Raw genomic sequence first — 23,879 nt, 5'->3', positions numbered from 1 at the left:
AATGATGGGCAAGTACTACTACCCCCAGGGCGGCCTGCCGCCGCAGACCCACCTCACCACGGAACGGGCCATCGTCACGGAGGCCTATACGGTCATCCCCAAAGGCGTCATGACCGACATCGTGACCAGCAACCTGCCTGGTTTCTCCAACACACGGTCCTGGATCATTGCCCGCCCGATCTCCGGCTTTGCCACCACATTTTCGCAGCTGATCGTCGAGATCGGCCCGGGCGGCAGTGCTCCCAAGGCCGAGTTCGAGGCAGGCGTTGAAGGCGTTGTCTTCGTCACCAAGGGCAAGGTCAACCTGACCCTCGACGGTGAACTGCACCAGCTTGAGGAGGGCGGCTACGCCTACCTGGCTGCCGGTTCCACCTGGGGACTGGAAAACGTCTCGGACGACATCGTTTCCTTCCACTGGATCCGCAAGGCCTACGAGAGGCTCGAGGGTTACGAGGCCAAGTCCTTCGTTACCAGTGACGCGGAAGTCGAAGCCGGCGCGATGCCCGATACCGACGGCGTCTGGAAGACCACGCGCTTCGCGGACCCCAACGACCTGGCGCATGACATGCACGTGAACATCGTGACGTTCCAGCCGGGCGGTGTGATCCCGTTCCCGGAAACCCACGTCATGGAACACGGCCTGTACGTCCTGGAGGGCAAGGCCATGTACCTGCTCAACAACGACTGGGTGGAAGTGGAGGCAGGCGACTTCATGTGGCTGCGCGCCTTCTGCCCGCAGGCCTGCTACGCAGGCGGCCCAGGCCAGTTCCGCTACCTGCTGTACAAGGACGTCAACCGCCAGATCCGCCTGACGTAAGTTGTTCGGTCCTTAACGCCGACGCCGGGATCGCCGGAAGCCTGCCAATTCGCCGCAGGCTCCCGGCGATCTCGCGCGTTTCCGGCGAATTAGGTGCGGCGCTTGCGGGGGCTTGGCGCGTATCCTGATGGCATGGCAGGGCCTTGGCTTCGCGCCCGGTTGCGGCGGTTCGCCGCGCCGGCAGCCGCAGCCTTGCTGGTCGCCACAGTCGGCGGTTGCACTCCGGCACCCAAGCCGCCCGACCAGCAGACACCGCCAAGCTGGGTATTCGCTGACCTGCTCGATTTCAGCCAGACCATGCGGGAAGAGGGGGCTCCGGCCGTTCTTGTCCAGGCCAGGAACAACGGCGCGGAGTGGACTCACGCGGAGGGAGTCCGGACCCTCGGCGGCAGGCAGCCTGTGCAACTCAACGATCCGATCCACATGGGCGGGCTCACGACGTCCATGATCGCTGTCTCCGTGCTGAAGCTCGCGGAGGAAGGCCGGATCGCCCTCGACGGCCAGGTGGACGACTATTTCCCCGGGTTCAGCCGCATTCTGAAGCCGCCGGAGCCCATTACCGTGCGCAGACTTCTCAACCAGGAATCGGGCATTCCGGACTACGGGGACGTCCTGTGGACGTCCGGCCCGCTCCGGCAGGTATTCAACTCACCTTTGACCCTGCGAGAGCGTTTGGCCCTCGCCGCCCGCCTTCCGTGGAAGTACAAACTCGCCCAGCCCTTCGAGCCTTCCGGCTCGAACTTGGTCGCACTCGCTTTGATCATTGAACGGCTCCGGGGTCGTCCCTTCGCCGAGGTCCTGCGGTCAGACATCATCGAACCGCTCGGGCTCACGGAGACCTTCATGACCGCCGAAGGGCGTCCGAAAGACGAACTGCTGCACGGCTACATCACTGTTGAGGACAAACAGTTCGACGTCGCCTATCCCAGGGTGTATATCGATGCTCCTGGCGGCATGGTTTCCACCGTCCGGGACGCCAATACCTATTACTCGGCGCTGCTTCAGGGGAAGCTGCTGAAGCAGTCCACCCTTTCGCAGATGAAGGAAGCGGTTTACTCCAACTTCAAACTCGGCCTGGCACGCTGGAACGACACCTGCACCAACGACTTCTACTACGGCAACATCGGTGACGTGCAGGGCTACGGGATGGTCTCGATGACCAGCGCCGACGGAAAGCGGCAGGTCACCATGGCGATGACCTATCCGCCGTCGCCGTTCGTGGCCTTCCTCCACCCGCTGGTGCCCGAGATGGTTGATCTGGCTGAGCAACTGCTGAACCAATGGTGTTGACCCCGCCAAGCCAAGAGCACCCCTTGCGTCGCGAACAGCCGCGCGGAAGCATGAAGGCATGCTGACGATCGGTACGACTGTCCTCGGGGTCAATGACGTCGCCCGCGCCACAGCCTTCTGGTGTGATGCTCTGGGCTATGTGCCGCGGGACGACGGCGACGAAACCTGGGTGGTGCTGGTCCCGCGGACAGGTGAGGGAGCCCGCCTTGCCCTCATGATCAGCGAGACGCCCGTGCAACCGCACCCGCGTATGCACCTGGATCTCTACGCCGACGACCAGGCGGGGGAGGTGGAGCGGCTCGTGGAACTCGGCGCCTCGCAGGTGGACTGGGACCTGTACCCGGAGGACCCCGACTTCATCGTCCTGGAAGACCCGGACGGAAACCGCTTCTGCGTCGTGGACGCCGGAGCCTGAGGCCCGATAGCTTCGCACGTCAAGCAACGGCTGGCGGGAGAAGCTGTCTCCCGCCAGCCGCTTTCCGGCCCTCGCTGCTGAAGGCCGGGTAACCGTTGCCCTCTAGGGCTGGAGGACCACCTTGATGCAGCCGTCCTCTTTCTTCTGGAACTTTTCATAAAGCGCCGGCGCCTCGGCCAGCCCCGCGCGGTGGGTGACCAGATCCGTGACACCCAGCGGATCGGCGTCGTCCTCCACCAGCGGAAGCAGCTCATCCGTCCAGCGGCGGACGTTGCACTGGCCCATCCGGAGCTGGATCTGCTTGTCGAACATGGTCAGCAGCGGCATGGGGCTGGCAGTTCCGCCGTAGACGCCGCTCAGGGAGAGCGTCCCGCCCCGGCGGACCGAATCAATGGCCGTGTGCAGGACCGCGAGGCGGTCCACGCCGGCGGTTTCCATGGCCTTTTGTGCCACTTTGTCCGGCAGGAGCGCGAGCGCGTGGTGGGCGAACGCGGCGACTGGCGAGCCGTGGGCTTCCATGCCGACCGCGTCCACAATCCCATCGGGTCCGCGGCCGCCGGTCATTTCCCGCAGTTCATCAGCCACGCCCTTGGAATAGTCCAGGACCTCGACGCCGTGCCGCGCCGCCATCTCGCGCCGCTCCGGGACGGGGTCCACTCCGACCACCCTCAGTCCCAGGTGCGTGCCGATCCGCGAGGCGAACTGCCCCACGGGTCCGAGCCCGAACACCGCGAGGGTGCCGCCGTCCTGGACGTCCGCATACTTCACACCCTGCCAGGCCGTGGGAAGGATGTCAGAAAGGAACAGGTAGCGGTCATCCGGGAGTTCCTGGCCCACCTTAACCGGGCCATAGTCGGCGTACGGTACGCGCAGGAACTCGGCCTGGCCGCCCGGGACCGACCCATAGAGTTCGGAAAAGCCAAACAGTGCGGCCCCGGAACGCTTCTCCCTGACTTGGGTGGTCTCACACTGCGACTGGAGCCCCTGGCTGCACATGTAGCAGTGCCCGCAGGAGATGTTGAACGGAATCACCACCCGGTCGCCCTTGGCGAGGTTAGTGACGGCGCTCCCCACCTCCTCCACGATTCCCATGGGCTCGTGGCCCAGCACGTCCCCCTTGTGCATATAGGGTCCCAGTACCTCATAGAGGTGGAGGTCCGAGCCGCAGATCGCGGTGGAAGTGATCCTGATGATGGCGTCCGTAGGCTCCTGGATCACGGGGTCCGGAACTTCTTCCACACTCACTGAGCGCTTGCCTTGCCAGGTCAGTGCCTTCATGGCGTTCCTTCCTTAAGCTGAAGATGGGCTTTTTCGACCGTATCGCCGATCCGTCGCGATGGGAAGATCAGTATGCTTATCAACTTCCGGCCCGGCCCTGTTGTAAAAGTAAGCCAGCTTGCTTTTTCGCTTGTTTCGGCCAGCGAAGGCTCCTAGCGTAGGAACTGTCGCTGCCCCCCAAGGAAAGGCATCATCATGACGCTGTACCAGCCCGAACCCGTGGAGATTTCCACCCGGATACGTCCGGGCGAATGGACGGAGGCCAGCCTTGAGGAGCTGGTCACCACCTACCGGGCAAAGATTCTGGCCATGGGGGCGGCTGTTGCGGAGGTGGTCACCGAAGTGGTCAGGAACGACGACGGTTCAGTTGCGGTTTCGGTGGCGTGGAACAGGGGCGACTACGCTGACGAACCGGGGGCCGGCGACCCTGCGGCCACCGAGTCCACAACCGGCCCGGCCACCTTGTAGGTCCGGTAGCCCGCGCGCAGGCTGGCTCGTTAACCGGCGAGGAGCCTCCCGATCGCACTGTCACTGAGGTGGTCCAGCAGTTCCCGGGGACCCGAGTACACGTCGACGGCGCCCGCCTCTCGCAACTCGGCCTCACTGGTCCCGCCGGAGGTCAGGCCGATGGTGGGCATGCCAAGCCTGGCCGCCGCATAGACGTCCCAGACGGCGTCCCCGACGTAGACGGCGTTGTCCGCCTCCAGCCCTACGGCGCGCAGTGCGGCGATGAGGATGTCCGGCTCGGGCTTGCTCTCCTCGGCATCGTTGGCGCTCGTTGCCGCATGAATGAAGGCATCGGCGGACAGGCTGGAGCGGAGGGCCTTGAGGTCCTGATCCTTGGCCGAGGACGCCAGCGCCACAGCCAGGCCGCTCTCGCAGCACTGGGCGAGGAGTTCCCGGGCTCCATCGAAGGGGCGCAGGGACGGCCAGTAAGTGCCGAAAATCCCGGAGTGGGCCGAAAGAATTTCTTCGTCCCCGGCCTTGTCACGCCCTTCCGGCAGCAGGTGGTCCACCAGCCGGGCACCGCCCATCCCCACGCAACGGTGGATCTGCGCCATGGGCACGTCGAAGTCCGACTGGCGGAACGCCTGCCACCAGGCGAGCGTGTGTATGTAGGCAGAGTCGATCAGGGTCCCGTCAACATCAAACAGGACTGCTTTGCGGCGCGGGCCGGCGGCGCTGCCGGCCGGCGTCCCGGGACCAAATATTCCAGCCATTCCACCGCTCCTTCTCCATAATTCACCAAGTCATTAGTAAGTATACTTATTGACGTCCGGCTGGCTGAGCGAAGCGGGGAATGGACGGCACCTATGAAGCCGTTCCCGCCCTCGATGGCAGGGGCTTATCACTTCGCCGCGCCCGTTGCTGATGAAGTTCCAAGGCGCTCGTCACGAGGGCGAAGTGGCTGAATGCCTGCGGCGTGTTTCCCAGGTGCCGCGCACTCTGGACACCCCACTCCTCGCTCAGGAGACCGACGTCGTTCCGCAGCGCAAGGAGGCGCTCAAACAGTTCGGTGGCCTGCCGGCGCCTGCCGGCGCCGAGCAGCGCCTCCACCATCCAGAAGGAGCAGGCAAGAAAGACACCTTCCTCCCCCGGCAGGCCGTCGTCGCTGTCCTGGGGCCGGTACCTCAGCACAAATCCGTCCTCGGTCAGCTCCCGCTGGATGGCGTCGATGGTGCCTATGACGCGGGGATCATCCGGCGGCAGGAACCCTACGCGCGGGATGAGCAGCAGGCTGGCATCCAGTTCCGGGCGGCCGTAGGACTGGGTGAAGGTGTTCCGCTCCGGGTCGTACCCGTGGGCCATGACATCGTCGCGGATGGTCTCCCGCAGCTCCTCCCAGCGGTCGGCAGGCCCGGGGAGCCCGGAGTCCCTGACGCCCTTGACCATCCTGTCCGCCGCTACCCAGGCCATCACCTTCGAGTGCGTGAAATGGCGCTTGGGCCCTCGCATTTCCCACAGCCCGTTGTCCGGCTGGTCCCACGCGCCTTCCAGATACTCCATGAGCGCCACCTGCACGTCCCAGGCCTCGTCCGTGTGCTTGAGCAGCGAGTTCCGGGTGAGTGAGAGACAGTCCAGCACTTCGCCCCAGACGTCCAGCTGCAGCTGGCCCGCTGCACCGTTGCCCACTCTCACCGGCGACGAGTTCTCGTAGCCGGCCAGCCACGGGAGCTCCATCTCGGGCAGCCGGCGTTCCCCGTGGATCCCGTACATGATCTGCAGGTCCGCCGGATCCCCGGCCACGGCGCGCAGCAGCCAGTCCCGCCAGGCGGCGGCCTCGGCGGTGTAGCCCGCGGCCAGCAGTGCCTGCAGTGTCAGGGTGGCATCGCGGAGCCAGCAAAACCGGTAATCCCAGTTCCGCGGACCCCCCAGCTGTTCCGGCAGTGACGTGGTCACAGCAGCCACGATGCCACCGGTCGGCGCGTAGGTGAGGGCCTTGAGGGTAATCAGCGAACGCTCCACCGCATCCTTGTAGGGACCTGTCACCTTGCACTGCCCGGCCCATTCGCGCCAGAACTTTTCGGTGGATTCCAGCACTTTCTCCGCGTCCACCGATCGCGGCCTGTGGACATGGCTGGGCGCCCAGGTCAGCACGAAGGGCACCCGCTCGCCGGCTTTCACGGTGAAGTCGCTGACGGTGTGCATGTGTTCGCCCCGAAGCGGCGCGGTGGTCACCAGGTAGGCCGAATCCGGCCCGGCGATAGCATGCAGGCCGTGGCTGTCCCGCCGGACCCAGGGCATGATGTGGCCGTAGTCGAAGCGCAGGGCAAGCTCGCCCTTCATCCTGACATGGCCGTGGAGCCCCACCACGATCCTGACGATGTCCGCCACCTCGTCGCGCGGAGGCATGAAGTCGATGACCCGGACGGCGCCATCCTCTGTTTCCCATTCGGTTTCCAGGATCAGTGTGTGGCGGCGGTAACGTCGCCGGGTGCATTCCCCTGCGCCTGCCGGAGCGATCCGCCAGCGTCCGGACTCGGGGGTATCCAGCAGCGCATTGAAGCACGCCGGCGAATCGAAGCGCGGCAGGCAAAGCCAGTCGATGGAACCTTCAGTGCTGACCAACGCCGCGGTGTGCAGATCGCCCACAACCGCATAATCCTCGATGCGTACCATGCCCTTACAGTGCCACAGCTGACACGTCCGCACGAGGGCACGCCGGGTGTAGCCTGAGGTTAGCTGAAGCAGCACCCCCGGAACCTGACCTTCGAACCTTTCGTGACGGCCCCGCCGAACGACAGAGCAGAACTGGAGCCTTCTTTGGACAGTCGCCTGAACGAGACCGATGTGGTGGGCTACGTCCAGGATCTCCTGCTGGACACCCAGGACGTCGGAAATTTCCTGAACGAGCTGGCCCGTTACTCCTCCGAGCAACTGTCAGGACCGCGCGGCCATGTGCACTGCGGAATTACGCTTCTGCGGAACCGCACAGCGGGCACTGTGGCCAGCAGCAGTGAGCGGGCCCAGGCGGTCGACGAGATCCAGTACCAGTTCGGCGACGGACCCTGCCTTCGCTCGTGCCGGGAAGGCGTCCTGGTCCATGTTCCGGATTTCAAGCTGGATACGGAATTCCCTGAATACAACGAGACCATCCTCCGGAACGGCATGCGCTCCGTTCTGGCGGTGCCGTTTGACCTGCCCGGAGATAATGCCCGCGCCGGCCTCAACCTCTACTCCGATAAGCCGAACGCTTTCGATGCCGCCGCGATCGAGCACGCAGTCACCTACGTCCGCCAGGCATCGAAGGGACTCCAGCTCTCCATCCTGCTGGCAAAGCACAGCGACACCGCCTCGAACCTGAAGGCGGCGATGGAGTCGCGGACCATCATCGACACCGCGGTGGGCATCATCATCGCGCAGAACCGCTGCAGCCAGGAGGAGGCCATCAAGCTGATTAAGTCGGCCTCCAGCAACCGCAACTTGAAACTCCGCGATGTGGCCGCCGCGATCGTGGAGTCCGCCGGCGGCGGAAGCCTGACCACGCACTTCGATTGATTACCTCCGACCAGCCTCAGCGGATAGTCTCCTGACATGCTGAAACTGTCATTTAACTCTACCCTGCCCCCTGTTTCCTGCGTGGCTTCGGTGCCGGCCACATCGGCTACGGCGTCGACGGAATAGACGAATGACAGTGCACATCGGCACCTCGGGCTGGAGCTATGACCACTGGGAAAACGTGCTTTACCCGCCGGGACTTCCCGCCCGTGACAGGCTGCAGCACTACGTGGCGTGCTTCGGCACCGTGGAACTGAACGCCAGCTTCTACCGCTGGCCGAGGGACACGTCCTTCGCCAGCTGGCGGCGGCGGCTGCCCGACGGGTTCGCGTTGTCCGTCAAGGCCCCGCGCGGCCTGACCCACGGCAAGAAGCTCTACAGCCCGGAGGTCTGGATCGAGCGGATTGCCCGATCCTGGCACGAGCTCGGTGAGAAGCGCGCCGTGCTGCTGGTCCAGCTGCCGCCCGGCCTGGCGCGTGACGACGCCCGGTTGGACTACTTTCTGGGCGCCCTGCCGGACTGGATCCGGGTGTCCGTGGAGTTCCGGCATCCGAGCTGGGACCACCCGGATGTCTACGCCCTGCTGGAGCGGCACAACGCGGCCTACTGCGTCATGAGCGGAGCCAATCTGCCATGCATCTTGAGGGCCACCGCACCCTTCGTCTATGTCAGGCTGCACGGGCCGGACCACCAGCACCTGTACGGCGGCTCGTACTCGGAGGAGGAGTTGCGCTGGTGGGCGGAGAGGATCCGGGAGTGGCGCGGCGCGGGCAAGGACGTTTACGCCTATTTCAACAACGACGGCGGCGGCAACGCGGTGCGGAACGCTGACACTCTGCGGTGGCTGCTGAGGGACGGTTAACGGCGTTAGGGCGGCGCGCGCCGTGCCGGCGGCAGGTAACAGAGCCCGGTAACCGGCCCGGCGGCCCCGGCCTGTGGCAGAGTGAAGGAATGGACACGGCGTCACAGGAAAGTTCTTTGTCAGGCACACACGTCTTCCGCCTGGCCCACCGGCTCTCGGCCGCAATCAACACCGCGCGGCTAAAACTCGCCCGCCGGTGGAAGTTCGAACCCAAAACCATCGCCTATCAGGGATACGGTTCCACGGACTGGGTGCGGGTGCTCGGCCGGGTGGTGCTGGCCAGCAAGCCCGTGCCCGGAAGCCGGGCCGAGCACGCCGCCAGGAACGGAACGCAGAACGTCCGGGGCTGGCGCGCCTTCACCAGCGTTCCCATTCCGGGCTCGGAGGTGGAAATTGAAGTGGGCGGCACTGTCACGAAGGTCAGAGCCGACAGGGGCGGACTCATCGACATTGATGTCAAGGTTTCCCTCTCCCCCGGCTGGCACACGGCCGTGTTGCGGTCCGAGGGCACTGAGCCCGCCGACGCCAGTATTTTCGTCATTGGTCCGGAGACGAAGTTCGGCATCGTCTCCGACATCGATGACACCGTCATGGTCACGGCGCTGCCCAGGCCGTTCCTTGCCCTGTGGAACACGTTCGTTCTAAGCGAGCGGGCCCGGATGGCAACGCCGGGAATGGCTGTGTTGCTGGACCGGCTGACGGTAGAGCATCCTGACGCCCCCGTCATCTACCTGTCCACGGGCCCCTGGAACGCGGCACCCACCCTTGCCCGGTTCCTCACGCGCAACATGTACCCCTCCGGCGCGCTGGTACTCACGGACTGGGGACTCACCCAGGACCGCTGGTTCCGCAGCGGACAGGACCATAAGCGCCAAAACCTGGAGCGCCTGGCGGCCGAATTCCCGCACATGCGGTGGCTGCTCATCGGCGACAACGGCCAGCACGATGAGCAGATCTATTCAGCGTTCACCCACGACCATGCCGACAAAGTGGCCGCGATCGCCATCCGGCAGCTGTCTGTCAGCGAATCAGTCTTCGCGGGCGGTCATTCGGAAGACGGAGACCACAGCGCCTCCTCGGTGACGTGGATCTACTCGCCCGACGGCGCGGGCATTGCCCGCCAGCTCAGGGACCTTGAACTGATCTGAGCTGAGTTGATCCGGACCGCCCCTGTACCTGGCGGTCACAGCCCCAGCGGCTGCGCACCGCCGTCGGACCTTCCGGGCTCCGCACCCGCCGCCAGCTCCGGCTCCGAGGAGGCGGCGGCGGCGACGGCGGCCCCCGCCGACGCTACGAGGTTCCGCTCTTCGAGGAGCTCCTGGAGCCAGAAGTAGGATGCCTTGGGCGTCCGCTCCATCGTCTCGAAGTCCACGTGCACCAGCCCGAATGGCTGGTTGTAGCCGCCCGACCACTCGAAATTGTCCATCAGGGACCACACGTAGTAGCCGCGAAGATCGACGGACTCGGCCTCGCCGCCGGGCGCCGTAGCGCGGAGCGCGGTGCCAATGTGGTCCGACAGGTACCGAAGACGGCGCTCGTCCGGGATGAAGCTGCGGTTGGCGGCTTTGTCCGTGACGATGATGTCCTCGAAGCTCGCTCCGCCTTCGGTGATGATGACTGGCGGGAGGTTCGGGTACCGCTCGGCCATTTCCTTGAGTGCCACGGTCAAGTACTCCGGTTTGACCGGCCATCCGTAGGCGGTGGTCTCGGTGTCCGGCCAGGGCTCAATGTGCAGCGGTCCGCCTGGGGTGGCGGCGCTGAGATCGTCCCCCATGGCCTCGGCCATGGCCGCGGGCACCGGGCTGTCGCCCGCTCCTGCCGCCACCCGCGTGGGCATGTAGTAGTTGAGCCCGTAGAAATCCATCGGCTGCGAAATGATGTCCATGTCCTCGTCCGGATGCTCGAACGACGAGAAGAACTTCCCGATGCGGACGAGGTCGGGGTATTTTCCGGTGAGGACCGGGTCCGCGTACAGGCGGTTCTGGGCCACATCCATGGCCCCTGCGCTCAGCCAGTCCAGCGGGTTGCCGGAATTCGGCACCATCGGCGAGTACACGTTGGTCATGCCGATTTCCCCGGCCACGTTGGCGGCCCGCAACGCCTGGAGCGCGAGCCCATGCCCCAACAGCTGGTGATGGACGCTGGGCAGCCCGTTCGCAAAATCCGCCAGGCCCGGCGAGTGCAGACCCAGAGCATAGCCGTTAGTGGTCACCGTGGCGGGCTCATTGATTGTCACCCAACGGGCTACGCGGTCCCCGTAGGCTGCCCCCGCGATGGCCGCGAACTCGCCCAGCCGGTAGGCGGTATCCCTGTTGAGCCATCCGCCGGCCTCGTCCAGCGGCAGCGGCGTGTCCCAGTGATAGAGCGTCATCATCGGGGAGATCCCGTTGGCCAGGAGCTCGTCCAGCAGGCGGTCGTAGAAATCCAGGCCGGCACGGTTCACCGGCCCGCTGCCGCCGGGCTGGATCCGGGGCCATGAGATCGAGAACCGGTACGAATCGATGCCCAGTTCCCTCATCAGCGCCACATCCTGCGGCATGCGGTGGTAATGGTCGCAGGCCAATGCGGGGTGGTGGCCGTCCACTATGTTGCCTGCCTTTGCCGCGAAGACGTCCCAGCCCGCCGGTCCGCGGCCATCCTCATCAAGGGCGCCCTCGATCTGGAACGCGGCTGTGGCTACCCCCAGGGTGAAACCCGGCGGGATCATGGCGGCCAACTCTTTGGCGGAAGTGTGCATGGCAGGGGACCTTTATGTTGTTGTCTCGAAGGGGCAGAAGGACAGTTTGCCTCAAACTACGCCGTCACAATAGCAGCCCGCCTGCCTTGATCACCGAAATCACGTTCCCTGCCGGGTCCTTGAACCAAGCAATCTCCGGACCCTCGCCTCGGGCGATGCCCTTTTCGTCGGTGGGCAGATCGGGGTCGTCGTAGATCTTGGTCCGGACACCGGCGGCGTTGAGCTCGTCTACCGCTGCATCGACGTCGTCCACCACCAGGTTCAGCACCGTGAAGGTGGCGGCCTCGTGGTTGTCCTTGGGATAGACAAAGACCTTGTGCCCCTCGGGCATCGTGAGCTCCAGGGTGCCCATTCCGCCGTCGGCAACGGTCAGGCCGAGTTTCGCTCCGTAGAACTCCTTGGCCTGCGCCACGTCATTGACGCTGAAGCTGGAAAACGAACCCTTTGGCGTAAACATGGTCTTCTCCTTTGACGGCACCGGGACTTGCGGTACCTCCCAGAATGGCACACGCCGCAGTGCCTGACGAGAACCACCAGGCCGTGCTGGAAGGCCGGCAGAAGGTCACTCCCCGACTTCCGGAGCGGCACTGATAGGGTCTGCCCATGGATGAAAAACTGGGGAAGTTCATCGATGATTTTGCACAGCTGGTGCAGCTTGCGCAGTCCGGCCAGCACCGGGTGCGGGCCGGGACACAACTGCTGACCACACTCACGGAACATTTGGCGGTTCCCGCGGAAACGCTGTCTGTGGTGGTGGAGGAGATCCCCCCGCACCGGTTCGTAGATGCTGACATCCTGATGGCAGAACTTGCCGCCGAGGACGGGGACTTCCGGCTGGTGGGCATCGGCGGCGGGGACCAGCGGCACCACCAGTCCTTGAGCGACATGCTGCAACAGTCCCAGTTCTTCCCGCAGTTCCCGCTCTCGCAGCCGGATTACGCGAACCTCGCGGTTGGACCCGACGAGCAGCGGCAGGCCGTTGCCCTTGGCCTGTGGCTGTTCAGCTATGCGGGCAGTCCGGTGGCCGTCCTGCAGCGGGACGCCAACCCGCGGTACGGGCGGCAGATGGCCTCCCTCGAAGTCGTGGCAGGTGACACCGGGAGCGCCGCCGCGTTCCTGGCCGAGTTCCGCCGCCGGATGCAGTTCCGCAGCGTGCTGAAGGGCCAGATCATTTCACTGATCATGGGCGAGTACGGTCCGAGCGCCGCGGGCGTCACCTTCCACGCCAGACCTGCCCTGGCAGCCTCCGAGGTCATATTGCCTGAGGGATTGTTGCAGAAGGTGTCCGACCACGCACTTGGCATCGCCGAACACCGGGCGTCACTCAGCGAATACGGGCAGCACCTGAAGCGGGGCATCCTCCTGTACGGCAAGCCAGGAACGGGCAAGACCCATACTGTGCGGTATCTGCTGAGCCAGAGTGAGGGGTCCACGGCCATCCTGCTGTCCGGCGGATCGCTGGCCAGAATCTCCGAAGCCGCAGCCATGGCCCGGGCGCTGCAGCCTTCCATCGTAGTTCTTGAAGACTGCGACCTGATCGCCGAAGACCGAAGCTTCGGCCACGGACCGCAGCCGCTGCTGTTCGAGGTGTTGGATGCCATGGACGGACTGGACAACGATGCCGACGTGGCGTTTGTCCTCACCACCAACCGCGTGGACATGCTGGAACGTGCCTTGGCTCAGCGTCCCGGCCGGGTGGATCTGGCCGTTGAAATTCCGCTCCCGGCCCTGGAAGAGCGCGTCGACCTCGTGAACCTGTACGCCCGGGGGATTCCGTTCAGTCCCGGCGCCATCCAGGATGCGGCGGCCAGCACCGAAGGGACCACCGCCTCCTTTGCCCGGGAGCTGGTCCGCCGGGCTGTGGTGGCGGCCGCAATCGAGGGGGTTCCTGTAGCTGACGGTCACCTCGGGACGGCGGTGGACGGGCTGATGGCCGACGGCCAGGCCCTCACCCGGAGCCTCCTGGGCAGCGGCCCGGTCGACGCCGACGGCTTCGGCGCGCCCGGCTTCGGCGGACCTGGCTCCCCCGGACCCGGCTTCGGCGGATTCAGCAGCGGGCCGGGGCCCACCTAATGCATCACCGAGGGCGGGCCGAAGAGAAAATCCTTGGCATGGGCCACGGCTTTCTTGAAGGCGTCATTCCTCAAGGCCACGAGGTGTTCGGAGCCGTCCAGCCCGGGCTCCAGGTAGCCTGTGAAACCGGGACGAAGCACCCAGATATCCCCCGCCGGAGGCAGGTAGAAGACTCCGAACGAGCGGTGCTGGCGGTCATCGTCCGTCCAGATGGGCACTACGGCCACGGCAGCACCGGTGGCGGGATGGATCCACTGCGCGCGTGGAAGAGGCTCCTCATGGGCCTCCGGGTCCAGGAAGGGTGCAGTTCCTTTTCCCCAGCGCTCCTCAAACCGCTCATAAAAGGCAGGAATCAGGTGGGAGTCGTATCGGCGCCAGTCGCTCATCGTCTTCGTTCTCCTCGGGGGTCGATGCGGATAGGGGCCCAGGGTCCGCTTTCCCATCGGACAGGCGTTGCCCGCAGCGGCGGGTCCTCGTGGCGAATCAGGCGGACGGGAATGTCCTGTGGCCGGTCCGGTGTCTTGTCCCGTGCCGGCCGGCCGCCATGGGCCGCTGCAGCCGTGTTTGCTTCGCAAATAGCTTCGCGGTCATAGGCCTGGCGGCGCTTTGGATCTCGCAAGACCTCGAAGGCCTGCATAATCAGTTGCAGTTCAGCGGGCGCGCCAGCGGGGTTGTCCAAATCCGGGTGGTGCGTTCGCATGAGTGACCTGAAGGCGCGCAAGATATCGCGCTGGGTCGCTGTGCGGGGCACGTGCAAGACGGCGTAGTGATCGGCGAAGTTGCTGGCCATTGTCTGTCCTGCTCAGGGTCGGTTCGCGAGACATCCTTCGGCGGCCGCTGCTGCAAGTGGCTCGGGGGCGGTCTCGGGCCTCAACCCGGAGGACCGCCCCGTCAGCAGCAACACCATCGGGACCGGACAGCCGGTCCCGCCTGGGGACTAGGTTTCGATCTGGTGCAGCTCACCCTTGCTTTCAATTTCAATCCTGCGGGGCTTTGCCTGCTCCGCAACCGGAATTCGGAGCGTCAGCACACCGGCGTCGTAATGGGCCTTGATGTTTTCCGTGTCCAGGGTGTCTCCGAGGATCAACTGGCGGCTGAAAACTCCGCGAGGCCGCTCGGCAACCACCAGCTCCACGTTGGGCTGGGTGGGGTCCAGGCGTTCCGCCCTGACAGTAAGTACATTCCGCTCCACATTCAGGTCGACCTTGTCCGGCAAGACGCCGGGAAGATCAAAGGCGACAACAAACTCTCCATCTTCCTGCCACGCGTCCATAGGCATGGCCGCGGGGCGTGCAGCCGTTCCGAAGACCTGCTGGGTAAGCCGGTCCAGCTCACGGAACGGGTCGGTACGGATGAGCATCATTTCCCACTCCTTCAGCATCTGGATGATTCATGTCGACCCGCCACTATCTATGGTGGTGGATACAGATTTTTTATAGCACCGGTGGCAAACTGGTGCAAGAGGCAAACCGAAGAAACGTCAACCAAGGGATAGCACCATGACAGGTCAGGCCGGCGACCGAAGGCTCTACGCCATTTCAGTCGTGGCGGGCCTGCTCGGCACCGGCCAACAAAACATCCGGCTGTACGAGCGCCGCGGATTACTGACGCCCGAGCGAACTTCCGGCGGGACCCGACAGTACAGCGAATCGGACCTGGCGGTCCTGCGCCGCATCGGGGAGCTTCTGGATGAAGGTCTCAACCTGGCAGGTGTGGCAAGAGTGCTGGAACTCGAGGTCGATAACGCCAGGCTCCGCCGGGAGTTGCAACGCGCACGCTCCCGCAACACGCGTCAACCTGAGGGCGCCTGAGCATACCTTCGGCACCCAGCCTGCGGCGGCGGAGGGCCTCTCGCTCAGATCTGTCCGCCGGCAAGCAGGAAGGACTCTTCCAGCAACTCGGCGAGTTCGCCGCCGTCGAGCTTTGCCAGCCGCACGAGGACCAACTGTGGCGACCGCTCGTGGTGCGGCGTCCAGAAATAAGTTTCGGGTTGTGTTCCGACGAGCGCCTCGCGCTCTGAAGTCTTGACCGTCAGCACGCCCTCGTCCCAGATCCGGGCCATGAGGGTTTTGGCGAACCATGCAGGCCGGTTCCAGCTGGAGCGTTCAGTGACTCCCGGGAGCGAGAGGCAGGTCCGGCGGACGTCAGCTTCAGTTGCCATGGCCCCGGGCTATTCCGAGGGGGAATCGGCTTTGGACAGCTCCCCAGTGACGGATTCCCCCGGTATCCGGGCGGTCCGCCACGTGTCCACCGCGATCACGGCCCCCATCACCACGAGTGACAGGGATATGGAGGCGACGGCGTCACTCACCCAGTGGTAGCCCAGGTACAGCCTGCTGACCGATGCCAGAATCACGCCAATAATGGCCACGACGAACCCCACAACGGCGGTCTTGGGATTCTTGCGCCGGGAGAAGACCAGGAACGTGCCGACCAGGAGGAAATCCGAGGCACCCAGCACATGGCCGGACGGAAAGGAGAAGGTGTGGTCTGCACCAAAAAGCATGAGATCCACCGGGGGCCGGTCACGCCCCACGGCATGGCCGATGAGCTGTGCGAGCCCGACTCCGGTGAGCATGGCGGCCGCCAGAAGGATGGGCCGCCAGGCATGCTTGGCCAGGATCCCCCACGCGACGGTGACCACCAGGACAATGATCGGCAGCCCCACGGGCCCAAAGATGACCGCCAGAATGATCATGACAACAGTCAGTACATCCGAGCGGGTGGTCAGCAGCCATCTCCGGGCAGCTTCATCCGAACTCGCCATGCCGTTGTGCTGGAGAACCCCGGCGAGCGTCACGAAGAAAATCGCTGCGCCCACCACAGCGAGGACAACCGCAACGACATAGAGCCCTTTCCGTGCACCGGCGTCCATGTAGCGTTCTTCGACCACGAATTTGTCGTGGAACACCCGCCACCATCCCGCCTTGCCCGCCGATTCTTCTGCCACGTGGAAGCCTGCCTGTGCGTCGATCGATTGAAATGGTTTCTGTGATGAAGATTATCCCGTTTCCCGCTCCCGGGGTGCGGGCGCCAGGGGTGGGCTGCCCCTTACCAGGCAAAGCGGCCCCTGTTACCGTGAATTACCCAGCCCCCACGAGGTTCCAGGAGACGACATGAGCACTGAAGAAACCGGCACCGGCCAGGCCGATCAGACCACCGGGTCGCAGAATCAATCCTGGGGCGAGGCTCCCGGCTCCGGGAACGGCGCCGGCCTCGGAACAGGCGAAGCCAACACCTTCGAGCCGGAAGAAGGAACCGATGCCCGGGACGGTTCGGCCGCCGGAGAGCCCACCGTGGCCACGGCCGAGGACACTCCGGACGTGGACGACACCCCGGTGGACACGACCGAGCCAAGTTGACCGCAACTTCGTGTCATCCCATCGAGGGGTGAGATCTCGGCGCCCAGGTTCGCCCAAAACGCCGAGATCCCACCCCTCGTTTGCTTCCGGCTGCTGTCCGGGAGCTCTGTCGCGGAAGACACGCCCGGTGGATAATGGACACACACTGGAGTGGCGACGCAGCTACGGAGGATGCCATGAAGATCATCGGAACGCTAGTGATCCTCTGGCTCATCATCGGAGCCTTCGCCGCATTCCAACGCGGCTATTTCAGCGGTTCCCCGGACTCATGTGCTGAGGCGGGCACTGTGGCCGTGACCATCGCGGCCGGGCCGCTGAATTACATGGGCGCCAACCCCAAGATCGCCTGCGAGGTCCCGCAGCCTTCGAAGTAGCCCGCCGGCCCGTCAGCGTTCACGGGGGATTCACGCGCGCGTCCGCACGTGTCAAAACAGGGTGGCTACGTTCGGTCCATGGACATTTCGCGCAGAACGCTCATCACCACCGGCCTGGGTGCCGGCCTCGTCATCGCGCTCCCCGGCACCGCCGTCGCGGACCAGCGGAATTCCGAAGCAGGCCTCCGCGCCGACCCCTTCACCTTGGGCGTGGCCTCCGGCGACCCGTGGCCTGACGGTTTCGTTATCTGGACGCGCCTCGCCCTCAGCCCACTGGCCGAGGACGGGATGGGCGGCATGCCGTCGCACAATGTCGCTGTGGCCTGGGAAGTGGCCGAGGACCCTGCCATGCGGAAAGTCATCCGACGCGGTGTGGAGAGCGCTGCGCCGGCGAGTGCCCACTCCGTGCACGCCGAGCTGCGCGGCCTGAAGCCGGGCCGTGAATACTTCTACCGGTTCCGGACCGGACGCCATGTCAGCCCTGTCGGCCGGACCCTGACGAGTCCTGCGTGGAACGAGACTCCGGCAGCCCTGGCCATGTCCTTTGCCAGCTGCGCCCAGTACGAGCACGGCTTTTTCACCGCCTACCGGCGACTTGCCGACGATCAGCCGGACCTGGTCCTTCACCTCGGTGACTACCAGTACGAATACAAGAAAGGCTCCTATGTGGTGGGCGGCGGCAACGTCCGCGACCACGAGGGCCCCGAGACGGTGACGCTGGAGAACTACCGCCAGCGCCACGCGCAGTACAAGGCCGACGCCGACCTCCAGGCGGCGCACGCGGCCGCCCCTTGGCTGGTGGTGTGGGATGACCACGAGGTGGACAACAACTGGGCCGACGAGGTCCCGGAGAACACCGATCCAGCCCAGCTCAACGACACTGCGGCCAACTTCCGCAAACGACGGGCAGCGGCCTTTCAGGCGTACTACGAAAACATGCCCATGCGTGCGCCGGCCGTCCCCGCAGGCGCTGACATGAAGATCTACCGAACGGTGCAGTGGGGACAGCTGGCCAACTTCCACATGATGGATACGCGCCAATACCGGGATGACCAGCTGGCGGGTGACGGCTGGCGAGCGAATGTCCAGGAGCGCCTCGACGAGGACCGCAGCATCACCGGCCAGGATCAGGAGCAGTGGCTGCTGGACGGCTTCCGGAAGTCCCGGGCGCGCTGGGATGTCCTGGGCCAGCAGGTGTTCTTCGCAGAGCGCGACCGCAACAAAGCGCCGGAAATCGACGACGTGTCCATGGACGGGTGGGACGGTTATGCTGCCTCCCGCCGCCGCATCACACAGGGCTGGGTGGACGCGAAGGTGCGCAACGCCGTCGTGCTTACCGGTGACGTCCACCGCCACTGGGCCAACGACGTCAAGGTGAACTACCAGGACCCGGACGCGCCCGTGGTGGGGTCGGAGCTGGTGTGCACGTCGATCACGTCCACCGGCAACGGAACAGGCTCTGTCTCGGATCCGACCATGGCCTGGAACCAGCATCTGAAGTTTTACAACGACCAGCGCGGTTACGTCCGGACCACCATCACGAAGGACTCCATGAAGGCCGATTTCCGTGTGCTCGATTACGTGAGCGTGCCCGGCTCCCCGGTCAGAACCAGGGCGTCCTTCCGGATCGACGACGGCGTGCCGGGACTGCAGCCCCGCGGCTAGACCAAACGGGTGCAGGGCGGAACGCACCCTGCACCCGTGCAACCTTGCCGGCCCCGGCTCCTCGGGCGGCGGGGGAGCCCGCGCCCACGCGATTATATGTGATTTGACCCACACGAATGAGTGAGATATTCTCAACATTGTTAGCGCTCACAAGAGCGCGGCGACAGCTTCATAAAATTGCTAGGTTCGCAGCACCTGACCGAACTTACAACAAAAAGCCTTCTGGTGCGTGGCCGCAGGACCGCGCACCAGCTGACCGGACCCAACTGCCGGTCCCGTCGGAGGGCGCAGATGCCTTCCGACTCAGCACTAATTCGCGGCACGAGTCAGCCGCGGAAGGAGAACAACGTGCGTATCAAGAAACTCCTGGGCGCCTTCGCCGTCGTCCTGGCCGTCACGGTCGGTGCGACGGGCTGCGGCAGCCGGCCCGGAACCGCCGCTCCCGCCGCCAGCACTGATGCGGCGGGGTCCCTGGTGGGCATTTCGATGCCGACCCAGACCTCGGAGCGGTGGATCAATGACGGCAAGAATGTCAGCGATTCGCTGGCCAAGCTCGGTTACAAGACTGACCTTCAGTACGCAAACGACGACATCCCGACGCAGGTTTCGCAGATTGAGAACATGCTGACCAAGGGTGCTAAGTCGCTGATCATCGCTGCCATTGACGGCACCACGCTGACCGATGTCCTGGCCAAGGCCAAGGAACAGAACGTCAAGGTCATCGCCTATGACCGGCTGATCAACGGCTCGCCGAACGTGGACTACTACACCACCTTCGACAACTACGAGGTCGGTGTCCAGCAGGCCACGTCGCTGCTCACGGGCCTGGGCCTGGTGGATGCTTCCGGCAAGAAGGTGGCCGGCAAGGGTCCGTTCAACGTGGAGCTGTTCGCCGGCAGCCCGGATGACAACAACGCCAACTTCTTCTGGACCGGCGCGATGGACACCCTGAAGCCGTTCCTGGATGCCGGCACCCTTAAGGTGCCCAGCGGCCAGACCAAGTTCGAGCAGGCCGCGATCCTGCGCTGGCAGGCTGCAACGGCCCAGAAGCGCATGGAGGACATCCTCACGGCCGCGTATGGTTCGGGCAAGAAGCTCGACGGCGTGCTGTCGCCCTATGACGGCCTGTCGATCGGCATCATCTCGGCACTGACCAGCACCGGCGGCTACTCCAAGGGCGCCCTGCCGGTCGTGACCGGCCAGGACGCGGAGAAGGGCTCGGTCAAGTCCATCGTCGCCGGGGAGCAGTACTCGACGATCTTCAAGGACACCCGCAAGCTCGGTGAACAGGCCGTGAAGATGGTCGACGCCGTCCTCAAGGGCCAGGAAGCCGAAACCAACGACACCAAGACCTACAACAACAAGGTCAAGGTGGTCCCGGCCTACCTGCTCAAGTCCGTGATCGTCACCAAGGACAACTACAAGCAGGAACTTATCGACTCCGGTTACTACACGGACGCTGACATCAAGTAGCCACCGTGCCGGGTGCGGCCTGACTTCGGCCAGGCCGCATCCGAACGGGGCCCCGCATCCGCAGGAGTCCGGCTCTCGAACAGTCAGCAGGAATTGACCATGAACGTACCCATTCTTCAAATGCGGGGAATCACCAAGACCTTCCCCGGCGTAAAAGCCCTCCAGGACGTCACTCTGAACGTGAACCGCGGCGAGGTCCACGCGATCTGCGGTGAAAACGGGGCCGGAAAATCAACCCTCATGAAGGTGCTCTCCGGCGTCTATCCGCACAACACCTTCGACGGCGACATCCTCTTCGAAAACGAGCCGTGCGACTTTTCCACCATCAGCGACAGCGAAAAGCGCGGGATCGTCATCATCCACCAGGAACTGGCCCTCAGCCCGTACCTGTCCATTGCCGAGAACATCTTCCTCGGAAACGAAATCGCCTCCCGGGGGTGGGTGGACTGGCGCCAGACCAACCTGGAAGCGGCCAAGCTCCTGGCCCGCGTCGGGCTCAGCGAAAACCCCGTAACCCCGATCCAGCACATCAGCGTCGGAAAGCAGCAGCTCGTGGAGATCGCCAAGGCGCTGTCCAAAGAAGTGAAGCTGCTGATCCTGGACGAGCCCACGGCGGCGCTGAACGACGAGGACTCGGGGCACCTGCTGGACCTCATCCTGCACCTGAAGGGCCAGGGCGTCACCAGCATCATCATCAGCCACAAGCTCAACGAGATCCGCAAGGTCGCCGACGCCGTCACCATCATCCGCGACGGCAAGACGATCGAGACCCTGCGCCTGGACCAGGGACAGATCACTCAAGAACGGATCATCCGAGGCATGGTGGGCCGCGACCTGGAAAGCCTCTACCCGGAGCGCACGCCGACGATCGGCGAGGAAGTCCTCCGGATCGAGGACTGGACGGTCCAGCACCCGCAGGACCACAGCCGCACCGTGGTCCACAACGCCAGCCTGAACGTCCGCAAGGGTGAAGTCGTCGGCCTGGCCGGGCTCATGGGCGCCGGACGGACTGAACTGGCCATGAGCGTTTTCGGGCGTACCTATGGCCGGGCCACCTCCGGCCGGGTATTCAAGTATGGCGAGGAGATCAACACCTCCACCGTGTCTGACGCCATCCGGCACGGCATCGCCTATGCCACGGAGGACCGCAAGCACTACGGGCTGAACCTCATCGAGGACATCAAGCGCAACATCTCGATGGCGGCGCTGGGCAAGCTCGCCAAGAAGGGCTGGGTGGACAGGAACGAAGAGACCGTCGTAGCCAACCGGTACCGGAAGAGCATGAACATCAAGGCGCCCTCGGTGGCTGCCATCACCGGAAAACTCTCCGGCGGCAACCAGCAGAAAGTCGTGCTGAGCAAATGGATGTTCTCCGACCCCGATGTGCTGATCCTCGATGAGCCGACACGGGGCATCGATGTGGGCGCCAAGTTCGAGATCTATTCGATCATCGCCGGACTCGCCGCCGAAGGGAAAGCCGTCATCGTGATCTCCTCCGAGCTCCCCGAACTCCTGGGCATCTGCGACAGGATCTACACCCTGTCCGCCGGGCACATCACGGGCGAAGTCCCGATTGCCGAAGCATCCCAGGAAACACTCATGCACTACATGACCCAAGAGAAGGAATAACGACCATGTCCGCCCTCCGAGAATCCATGGGCTTCCTGGCAAGCCGCCTCCGCCAGGTCGGCATCTTCGTCGCCCTGATCCTGATCGTCCTGCTGTTCCAGGTCCTGACCAACGGCATCCTGCTCGAGCCGCAAAACGTCACCAACCTCGTGGTCCAGAACAGCTACATCCTGATCCTTGCCATCGGCATGGTGATGGTCATCATCGCGGGCCACATCGACCTCTCCGTCGGATCCATCGCGGGTTTCATCGGCGCCGTCGCCGGCGTGATGATCGTCCACTGGGGCTGGGCCTGGTGGGCCGCGATCCCGGCCTGCCTGCTCGTCGGCGCCCTCGTGGGAGCCTGGCAGGGATACTGGATCGCCTACGTGGGCATACCGGCCTTCATCGTCACCCTGGCCGGCATGCTCATCTTCCGCGGCCTGACCCTGATCACGCTCAAGAACCAGCAGATCACCCCGTTCCCGGCCGAGCTCCGCGCCCTGGGCGGAGGCTTCCTCCCGGACATCTCAGGCGGCACCTCAGTACTGGAGTGGCTGACAGTCATCCTCGGTGTCGGAGCCACGGCCGCTCTGCTGATTCAGTCCATCAAGGAGCGCCGCGTCCGCCGGAAGTTCAACCTCGAAAACGAACCCATGGCCTGGTTCGCCATCAAGACAGTCTTCATCGCGCTGCTGATGCTCACCATCACGTTCCTGCTCGCGAGCTACCGCGGCACCCCGATCGTGCTGATCGTCCTGGCCGTCCTCGTCATCGTCTATTCCGCGCTCATGAGCAACAGCATCTTCGGCCGGCACACCTACGCCATCGGCGGCAACCTCCACGCCGCCGAGCTCTCGGGCATCAAGACCAAGGCCGTCACCTTCCGGCTCTTCGTGAACATGGGCGTGCTGGCCGCCCTGGCCGGCCTCGTATTCACGGCCCGGCTGAACTCCGCCCAGCCGGCCGGCGGTACCGGCTTCGAACTGGACTCCATCGCCGCGGCCTTCATCGGCGGCGCCGCCGTCCAGGGCGGAATCGGCACCGTGGCCGGAGCAATGGTCGGCGGCCTCATCATGGGCGTGCTTAACAACGGCATGTCCATCCTGGGCCTGGGCACCGACTACCAGCAACTGATCAAGGGCCTGGTGCTGCTGCTCGCCGTCGGCTTCGACATCTTCAACAAGAACCGCAGCGCCGGCGGCGGATCCACCCTCGGCAAGCGGTTCAAATGGAAGACAACCCCGCCCGCCGGTGTCGAGGAGACCAAGCCAGCGGCCAAGACACCAGTCTCTGTGGCTGCCGTGGCTCACCCGGCAAGCGCTGCTGAGAAGCCCTGAATCCCGCGGCACCGTCGGATGGCGTGCAGCCGGGACGGACAGGAAGGAAACCATGGCCGAGGCAGACAACGACTGGACCCTGCTGGTGGGCCGCACGGTCGAACTGCGGCGCGGCGGCCAGCACGTCCGCACCGCCGAGGTGGAAGACGCCACGTGGGATTCCTCGGTCATGTGGCTGCGTTTTGACGGCAACCACGGCCGGCAGCTGATCAGCAAGGCCGATGGCTACGAGGTCCGGCCGATTGCCTGACCTCATTGCCTGACCTCGTTGCCTGACACCACTGCTTGACATCACTGCCTGAGCCGCAGGCGGCACGCCGCCTGCGGCTCAAGCAGTCACGAGTCGTGCCTCACGAGTGGTGCCTCACCAGTCATGGACGGTGCCGTCGACCAGGCGGTTGTAGGGCAGGTAGGCCTGCTGGTACGGGTAGGYSGCSGCGGCTTCCTCGTTGAATTCGACGCCGATGCCGGGCTTGTCGCCCGGGTGCAGGTACCCGTCGGTGAACGTCATGGACTGCTCGAACACCGTGTTGGTGGCGTCCGAGTGCTGCATGTACTCCTGGATGCCGTAGTTGTGGATCGCCAG

General features: G+C 64.7%; 26 protein-coding genes and 1 pseudogene. 16 read left to right on the top strand and 11 right to left on the bottom strand.

All coding sequences use genetic code 11. The annotated features are described in order from the left end of the window. Positions 1–4: 4 nt before the first annotated feature. The 3 genes from AC1DDG_RS19330 (at position 5) to AC1DDG_RS19320 (ending at position 2,522) form a co-directional block, all read left to right on the top strand. The gene (locus tag AC1DDG_RS19330) at positions 5–817 is read left to right on the top strand and encodes a bifunctional allantoicase/(S)-ureidoglycine aminohydrolase (protein WP_476877323.1); all 813 of its coding nucleotides are present in this window, start codon (positions 5–7) and stop codon (positions 815–817) included. 132 nt (positions 818–949) lie between these two features. Continuing rightward, on the top strand, positions 950–2,107 hold the full coding sequence (locus AC1DDG_RS19325) for a serine hydrolase domain-containing protein (RefSeq protein ID WP_476877322.1): 1,158 nt from the start codon (positions 950–952) through the stop codon (positions 2,105–2,107). Positions 2,108–2,165: 58 nt separating this feature from the next. Then, positions 2,166–2,522: a VOC family protein gene (locus AC1DDG_RS19320; RefSeq protein ID WP_230120903.1), complete on the top strand. Its 357-nt coding sequence runs from the start codon at positions 2,166–2,168 to the stop codon at positions 2,520–2,522. Between the two features lie 102 nt (positions 2,523–2,624). Here the strand turns inward: AC1DDG_RS19320 and AC1DDG_RS19315 are convergent, their stop codons facing one another. After that, on the bottom strand, positions 2,625–3,800 hold the full coding sequence (locus AC1DDG_RS19315) for a zinc-dependent alcohol dehydrogenase (protein ID WP_230120905.1): 1,176 nt from the start codon (positions 3,798–3,800) through the stop codon (positions 2,625–2,627). Between the two features lie 195 nt (positions 3,801–3,995). Between AC1DDG_RS19315 and AC1DDG_RS19310 the strand changes: the two genes are divergently transcribed. Continuing rightward, positions 3,996–4,268, top strand: a complete 273-nt coding sequence (locus AC1DDG_RS19310) for a hypothetical protein (protein ID WP_230120907.1) — start codon at positions 3,996–3,998, stop codon at positions 4,266–4,268. Between the two features lie 29 nt (positions 4,269–4,297). Here the strand turns inward: AC1DDG_RS19310 and AC1DDG_RS19305 are convergent, their stop codons facing one another. Then, positions 4,298–5,020: an HAD family hydrolase gene (locus AC1DDG_RS19305; RefSeq protein WP_476877321.1), complete on the bottom strand. Its 723-nt coding sequence runs from the start codon at positions 5,018–5,020 to the stop codon at positions 4,298–4,300. A gap of 91 nt (positions 5,021–5,111) precedes the next feature. After that, positions 5,112–6,920, bottom strand: a complete 1,809-nt coding sequence (locus AC1DDG_RS19300; RefSeq protein WP_230120910.1) for a glycoside hydrolase family 15 protein — start codon at positions 6,918–6,920, stop codon at positions 5,112–5,114. Between the two features lie 144 nt (positions 6,921–7,064). Here AC1DDG_RS19300 and AC1DDG_RS19295 point away from each other — a divergent pair, with 144 nt between their 5' ends. From AC1DDG_RS19295 to AC1DDG_RS19285, 3 genes are all read left to right on the top strand, one after another. Then, positions 7,065–7,799 (top strand): GAF and ANTAR domain-containing protein, encoded by a 735-nt coding sequence (locus AC1DDG_RS19295; RefSeq protein WP_230120912.1) that lies wholly within the window; start codon positions 7,065–7,067, stop codon positions 7,797–7,799. 130 nt (positions 7,800–7,929) lie between these two features. Beyond that, positions 7,930–8,661 (top strand): DUF72 domain-containing protein, encoded by a 732-nt coding sequence (locus AC1DDG_RS19290; RefSeq protein WP_230120914.1) that lies wholly within the window; start codon positions 7,930–7,932, stop codon positions 8,659–8,661. An 89-nt stretch (positions 8,662–8,750) separates the two neighbouring features. Continuing rightward, positions 8,751–9,809 (top strand): App1 family protein, encoded by a 1,059-nt coding sequence (locus tag AC1DDG_RS19285; RefSeq protein WP_476877320.1) that lies wholly within the window; start codon positions 8,751–8,753, stop codon positions 9,807–9,809. 35 nt (positions 9,810–9,844) lie between these two features. Here the strand turns inward: AC1DDG_RS19285 and AC1DDG_RS19280 are convergent, their stop codons facing one another. Together AC1DDG_RS19280 and AC1DDG_RS19275 are read right to left on the bottom strand one after the other, a co-directional pair. After that, the gene (locus tag AC1DDG_RS19280; protein ID WP_230120917.1) at positions 9,845–11,398 is read right to left on the bottom strand and encodes a glycoside hydrolase family 1 protein; all 1,554 of its coding nucleotides are present in this window, start codon (positions 11,396–11,398) and stop codon (positions 9,845–9,847) included. 64 nt (positions 11,399–11,462) lie between these two features. Further along, positions 11,463–11,855, bottom strand: a complete 393-nt coding sequence (locus AC1DDG_RS19275; protein ID WP_230120919.1) for a VOC family protein — start codon at positions 11,853–11,855, stop codon at positions 11,463–11,465. Between the two features lie 146 nt (positions 11,856–12,001). Between AC1DDG_RS19275 and AC1DDG_RS19270 the strand changes: the two genes are divergently transcribed. Further along, the gene (locus tag AC1DDG_RS19270) at positions 12,002–13,471 is read left to right on the top strand and encodes an AAA family ATPase (protein WP_476877319.1); all 1,470 of its coding nucleotides are present in this window, start codon (positions 12,002–12,004) and stop codon (positions 13,469–13,471) included. On the opposite strand, the gene AC1DDG_RS19265 is transcribed toward AC1DDG_RS19270, so the two are convergent. The 3 genes from AC1DDG_RS19265 to AC1DDG_RS19255 form a co-directional block, all read right to left on the bottom strand. Next, positions 13,468–13,857, bottom strand: a complete 390-nt coding sequence (locus AC1DDG_RS19265; RefSeq protein WP_476877318.1) for a hypothetical protein — start codon at positions 13,855–13,857, stop codon at positions 13,468–13,470. The genes AC1DDG_RS19270 and AC1DDG_RS19265 overlap by 4 nt on opposite strands. Then, complete coding sequence (locus AC1DDG_RS19260) at positions 13,854–14,261, bottom strand: DnaJ domain-containing protein (RefSeq protein WP_230120929.1); 408 nt, start codon at positions 14,259–14,261, stop codon at positions 13,854–13,856. The genes AC1DDG_RS19265 and AC1DDG_RS19260 overlap by 4 nt, the downstream gene beginning before the upstream one ends. Positions 14,262–14,408: 147 nt before the next feature. After that, entirely contained in the window at positions 14,409–14,831 is a 423-nt protein-coding gene (locus AC1DDG_RS19255) for an Hsp20/alpha crystallin family protein (RefSeq protein ID WP_476877341.1), read from the bottom strand. Positions 14,832–14,970: 139 nt separating this feature from the next. Here AC1DDG_RS19255 and AC1DDG_RS19250 point away from each other — a divergent pair, with 139 nt between their 5' ends. Then, entirely contained in the window at positions 14,971–15,282 is a 312-nt protein-coding gene (locus tag AC1DDG_RS19250) for a MerR family transcriptional regulator (protein WP_230120931.1), read from the top strand. A gap of 44 nt (positions 15,283–15,326) precedes the next feature. Here the strand turns inward: AC1DDG_RS19250 and AC1DDG_RS19245 are convergent, their stop codons facing one another. Both AC1DDG_RS19245 and AC1DDG_RS19240 read right to left on the bottom strand, forming a co-directional pair. After that, positions 15,327–15,632, bottom strand: coding sequence for an MmcQ/YjbR family DNA-binding protein (locus AC1DDG_RS19245; protein ID WP_230120933.1), 306 nt, complete (start codon positions 15,630–15,632; stop codon positions 15,327–15,329). Positions 15,633–15,641: 9 nt separating this feature from the next. Further along, a complete protein-coding gene (locus AC1DDG_RS19240) occupies positions 15,642–16,421 on the bottom strand; it encodes a phosphatase PAP2 family protein (protein ID WP_230120935.1) in 780 nt (259 codons plus the stop codon). Positions 16,422–16,587: 166 nt separating this feature from the next. Between AC1DDG_RS19240 and AC1DDG_RS19235 the strand changes: the two genes are divergently transcribed. From AC1DDG_RS19235 to AC1DDG_RS19205, 7 genes are all read left to right on the top strand, one after another. Continuing rightward, a complete protein-coding gene (locus tag AC1DDG_RS19235) occupies positions 16,588–16,833 on the top strand; it encodes a hypothetical protein (protein ID WP_230120937.1) in 246 nt (81 codons plus the stop codon). 176 nt (positions 16,834–17,009) lie between these two features. Then, entirely contained in the window at positions 17,010–17,207 is a 198-nt protein-coding gene (locus AC1DDG_RS19230; protein ID WP_476877317.1) for a hypothetical protein, read from the top strand. Positions 17,208–17,285: 78 nt separating this feature from the next. Continuing rightward, the gene (locus AC1DDG_RS19225) at positions 17,286–18,872 is read left to right on the top strand and encodes an alkaline phosphatase D family protein (RefSeq protein ID WP_230120940.1); all 1,587 of its coding nucleotides are present in this window, start codon (positions 17,286–17,288) and stop codon (positions 18,870–18,872) included. A gap of 348 nt (positions 18,873–19,220) precedes the next feature. Further along, positions 19,221–20,345: a multiple monosaccharide ABC transporter substrate-binding protein gene (gene chvE, locus AC1DDG_RS19220; RefSeq protein ID WP_354962224.1), complete on the top strand. Its 1,125-nt coding sequence runs from the start codon at positions 19,221–19,223 to the stop codon at positions 20,343–20,345. Positions 20,346–20,444: 99 nt separating this feature from the next. After that, a complete protein-coding gene (mmsA, locus tag AC1DDG_RS19215; RefSeq protein ID WP_476877316.1) occupies positions 20,445–21,974 on the top strand; it encodes a multiple monosaccharide ABC transporter ATP-binding protein in 1,530 nt (509 codons plus the stop codon). A 5-nt stretch (positions 21,975–21,979) separates the two neighbouring features. Further along, the gene (gene mmsB / locus AC1DDG_RS19210; protein ID WP_476877315.1) at positions 21,980–23,293 is read left to right on the top strand and encodes a multiple monosaccharide ABC transporter permease; all 1,314 of its coding nucleotides are present in this window, start codon (positions 21,980–21,982) and stop codon (positions 23,291–23,293) included. Between the two features lie 52 nt (positions 23,294–23,345). Continuing rightward, positions 23,346–23,543, top strand: a complete 198-nt coding sequence (locus tag AC1DDG_RS19205) for a hypothetical protein (protein WP_476877314.1) — start codon at positions 23,346–23,348, stop codon at positions 23,541–23,543. A 114-nt stretch (positions 23,544–23,657) separates the two neighbouring features. Here AC1DDG_RS19205 and AC1DDG_RS19200 read toward each other — a convergent pair. Further along, positions 23,658–23,879 (bottom strand): annotated as a pseudogene (locus tag AC1DDG_RS19200) (bifunctional D-altronate/D-mannonate dehydratase); the annotation flags it as partial.

This window comes from Arthrobacter sp. 10L430 (assembly GCF_056395245.1).
This window is presented reverse-complemented; position numbering and strand designations above follow the sequence as displayed.

Excerpts from the sequence above, each read along its gene's own strand:
- AC1DDG_RS19330 (WP_476877323.1), top strand. The coding sequence starts at position 5 with ATGGGCAAGTACTACTACCCCCAGGGCGGCCTGCCGCCGCAGACCCAC.
- AC1DDG_RS19325 (WP_476877322.1), top strand. The coding sequence starts at position 950 with ATGGCAGGGCCTTGGCTTCGCGCCCGGTTGCGGCGGTTCGCCGCGCCG.
- AC1DDG_RS19320 (WP_230120903.1), top strand. The coding sequence starts at position 2,166 with ATGCTGACGATCGGTACGACTGTCCTCGGGGTCAATGACGTCGCCCGC.
- AC1DDG_RS19315 (WP_230120905.1), bottom strand. The coding sequence starts at position 3,800 with ATGAAGGCACTGACCTGGCAAGGCAAGCGCTCAGTGAGTGTGGAAGAA.
- AC1DDG_RS19310 (WP_230120907.1), top strand. The coding sequence starts at position 3,996 with ATGACGCTGTACCAGCCCGAACCCGTGGAGATTTCCACCCGGATACGT.
- AC1DDG_RS19305 (WP_476877321.1), bottom strand. The coding sequence starts at position 5,020 with ATGGCTGGAATATTTGGTCCCGGGACGCCGGCCGGCAGCGCCGCCGGC.
- AC1DDG_RS19300 (WP_230120910.1), bottom strand. The coding sequence starts at position 6,920 with ATGGTACGCATCGAGGATTATGCGGTTGTGGGCGATCTGCACACCGCG.
- AC1DDG_RS19290 (WP_230120914.1), top strand. The coding sequence starts at position 7,930 with ATGACAGTGCACATCGGCACCTCGGGCTGGAGCTATGACCACTGGGAA.
- AC1DDG_RS19285 (WP_476877320.1), top strand. The coding sequence starts at position 8,751 with ATGGACACGGCGTCACAGGAAAGTTCTTTGTCAGGCACACACGTCTTC.
- AC1DDG_RS19280 (WP_230120917.1), bottom strand. The coding sequence starts at position 11,398 with ATGCACACTTCCGCCAAAGAGTTGGCCGCCATGATCCCGCCGGGTTTC.
- AC1DDG_RS19275 (WP_230120919.1), bottom strand. The coding sequence starts at position 11,855 with ATGTTTACGCCAAAGGGTTCGTTTTCCAGCTTCAGCGTCAATGACGTG.
- AC1DDG_RS19270 (WP_476877319.1), top strand. The coding sequence starts at position 12,002 with ATGGATGAAAAACTGGGGAAGTTCATCGATGATTTTGCACAGCTGGTG.
- AC1DDG_RS19265 (WP_476877318.1), bottom strand. The coding sequence starts at position 13,857 with ATGAGCGACTGGCGCCGATACGACTCCCACCTGATTCCTGCCTTTTAT.
- AC1DDG_RS19260 (WP_230120929.1), bottom strand. The coding sequence starts at position 14,261 with ATGGCCAGCAACTTCGCCGATCACTACGCCGTCTTGCACGTGCCCCGC.
- AC1DDG_RS19255 (WP_476877341.1), bottom strand. The coding sequence starts at position 14,831 with ATGCTCATCCGTACCGACCCGTTCCGTGAGCTGGACCGGCTTACCCAG.
- AC1DDG_RS19250 (WP_230120931.1), top strand. The coding sequence starts at position 14,971 with ATGACAGGTCAGGCCGGCGACCGAAGGCTCTACGCCATTTCAGTCGTG.
- AC1DDG_RS19245 (WP_230120933.1), bottom strand. The coding sequence starts at position 15,632 with ATGGCAACTGAAGCTGACGTCCGCCGGACCTGCCTCTCGCTCCCGGGA.
- AC1DDG_RS19235 (WP_230120937.1), top strand. The coding sequence starts at position 16,588 with ATGAGCACTGAAGAAACCGGCACCGGCCAGGCCGATCAGACCACCGGG.
- AC1DDG_RS19230 (WP_476877317.1), top strand. The coding sequence starts at position 17,010 with ATGAAGATCATCGGAACGCTAGTGATCCTCTGGCTCATCATCGGAGCC.
- AC1DDG_RS19225 (WP_230120940.1), top strand. The coding sequence starts at position 17,286 with ATGGACATTTCGCGCAGAACGCTCATCACCACCGGCCTGGGTGCCGGC.
- mmsA (WP_476877316.1), top strand. The coding sequence starts at position 20,445 with ATGAACGTACCCATTCTTCAAATGCGGGGAATCACCAAGACCTTCCCC.
- mmsB (WP_476877315.1), top strand. The coding sequence starts at position 21,980 with ATGTCCGCCCTCCGAGAATCCATGGGCTTCCTGGCAAGCCGCCTCCGC.
- AC1DDG_RS19205 (WP_476877314.1), top strand. The coding sequence starts at position 23,346 with ATGGCCGAGGCAGACAACGACTGGACCCTGCTGGTGGGCCGCACGGTC.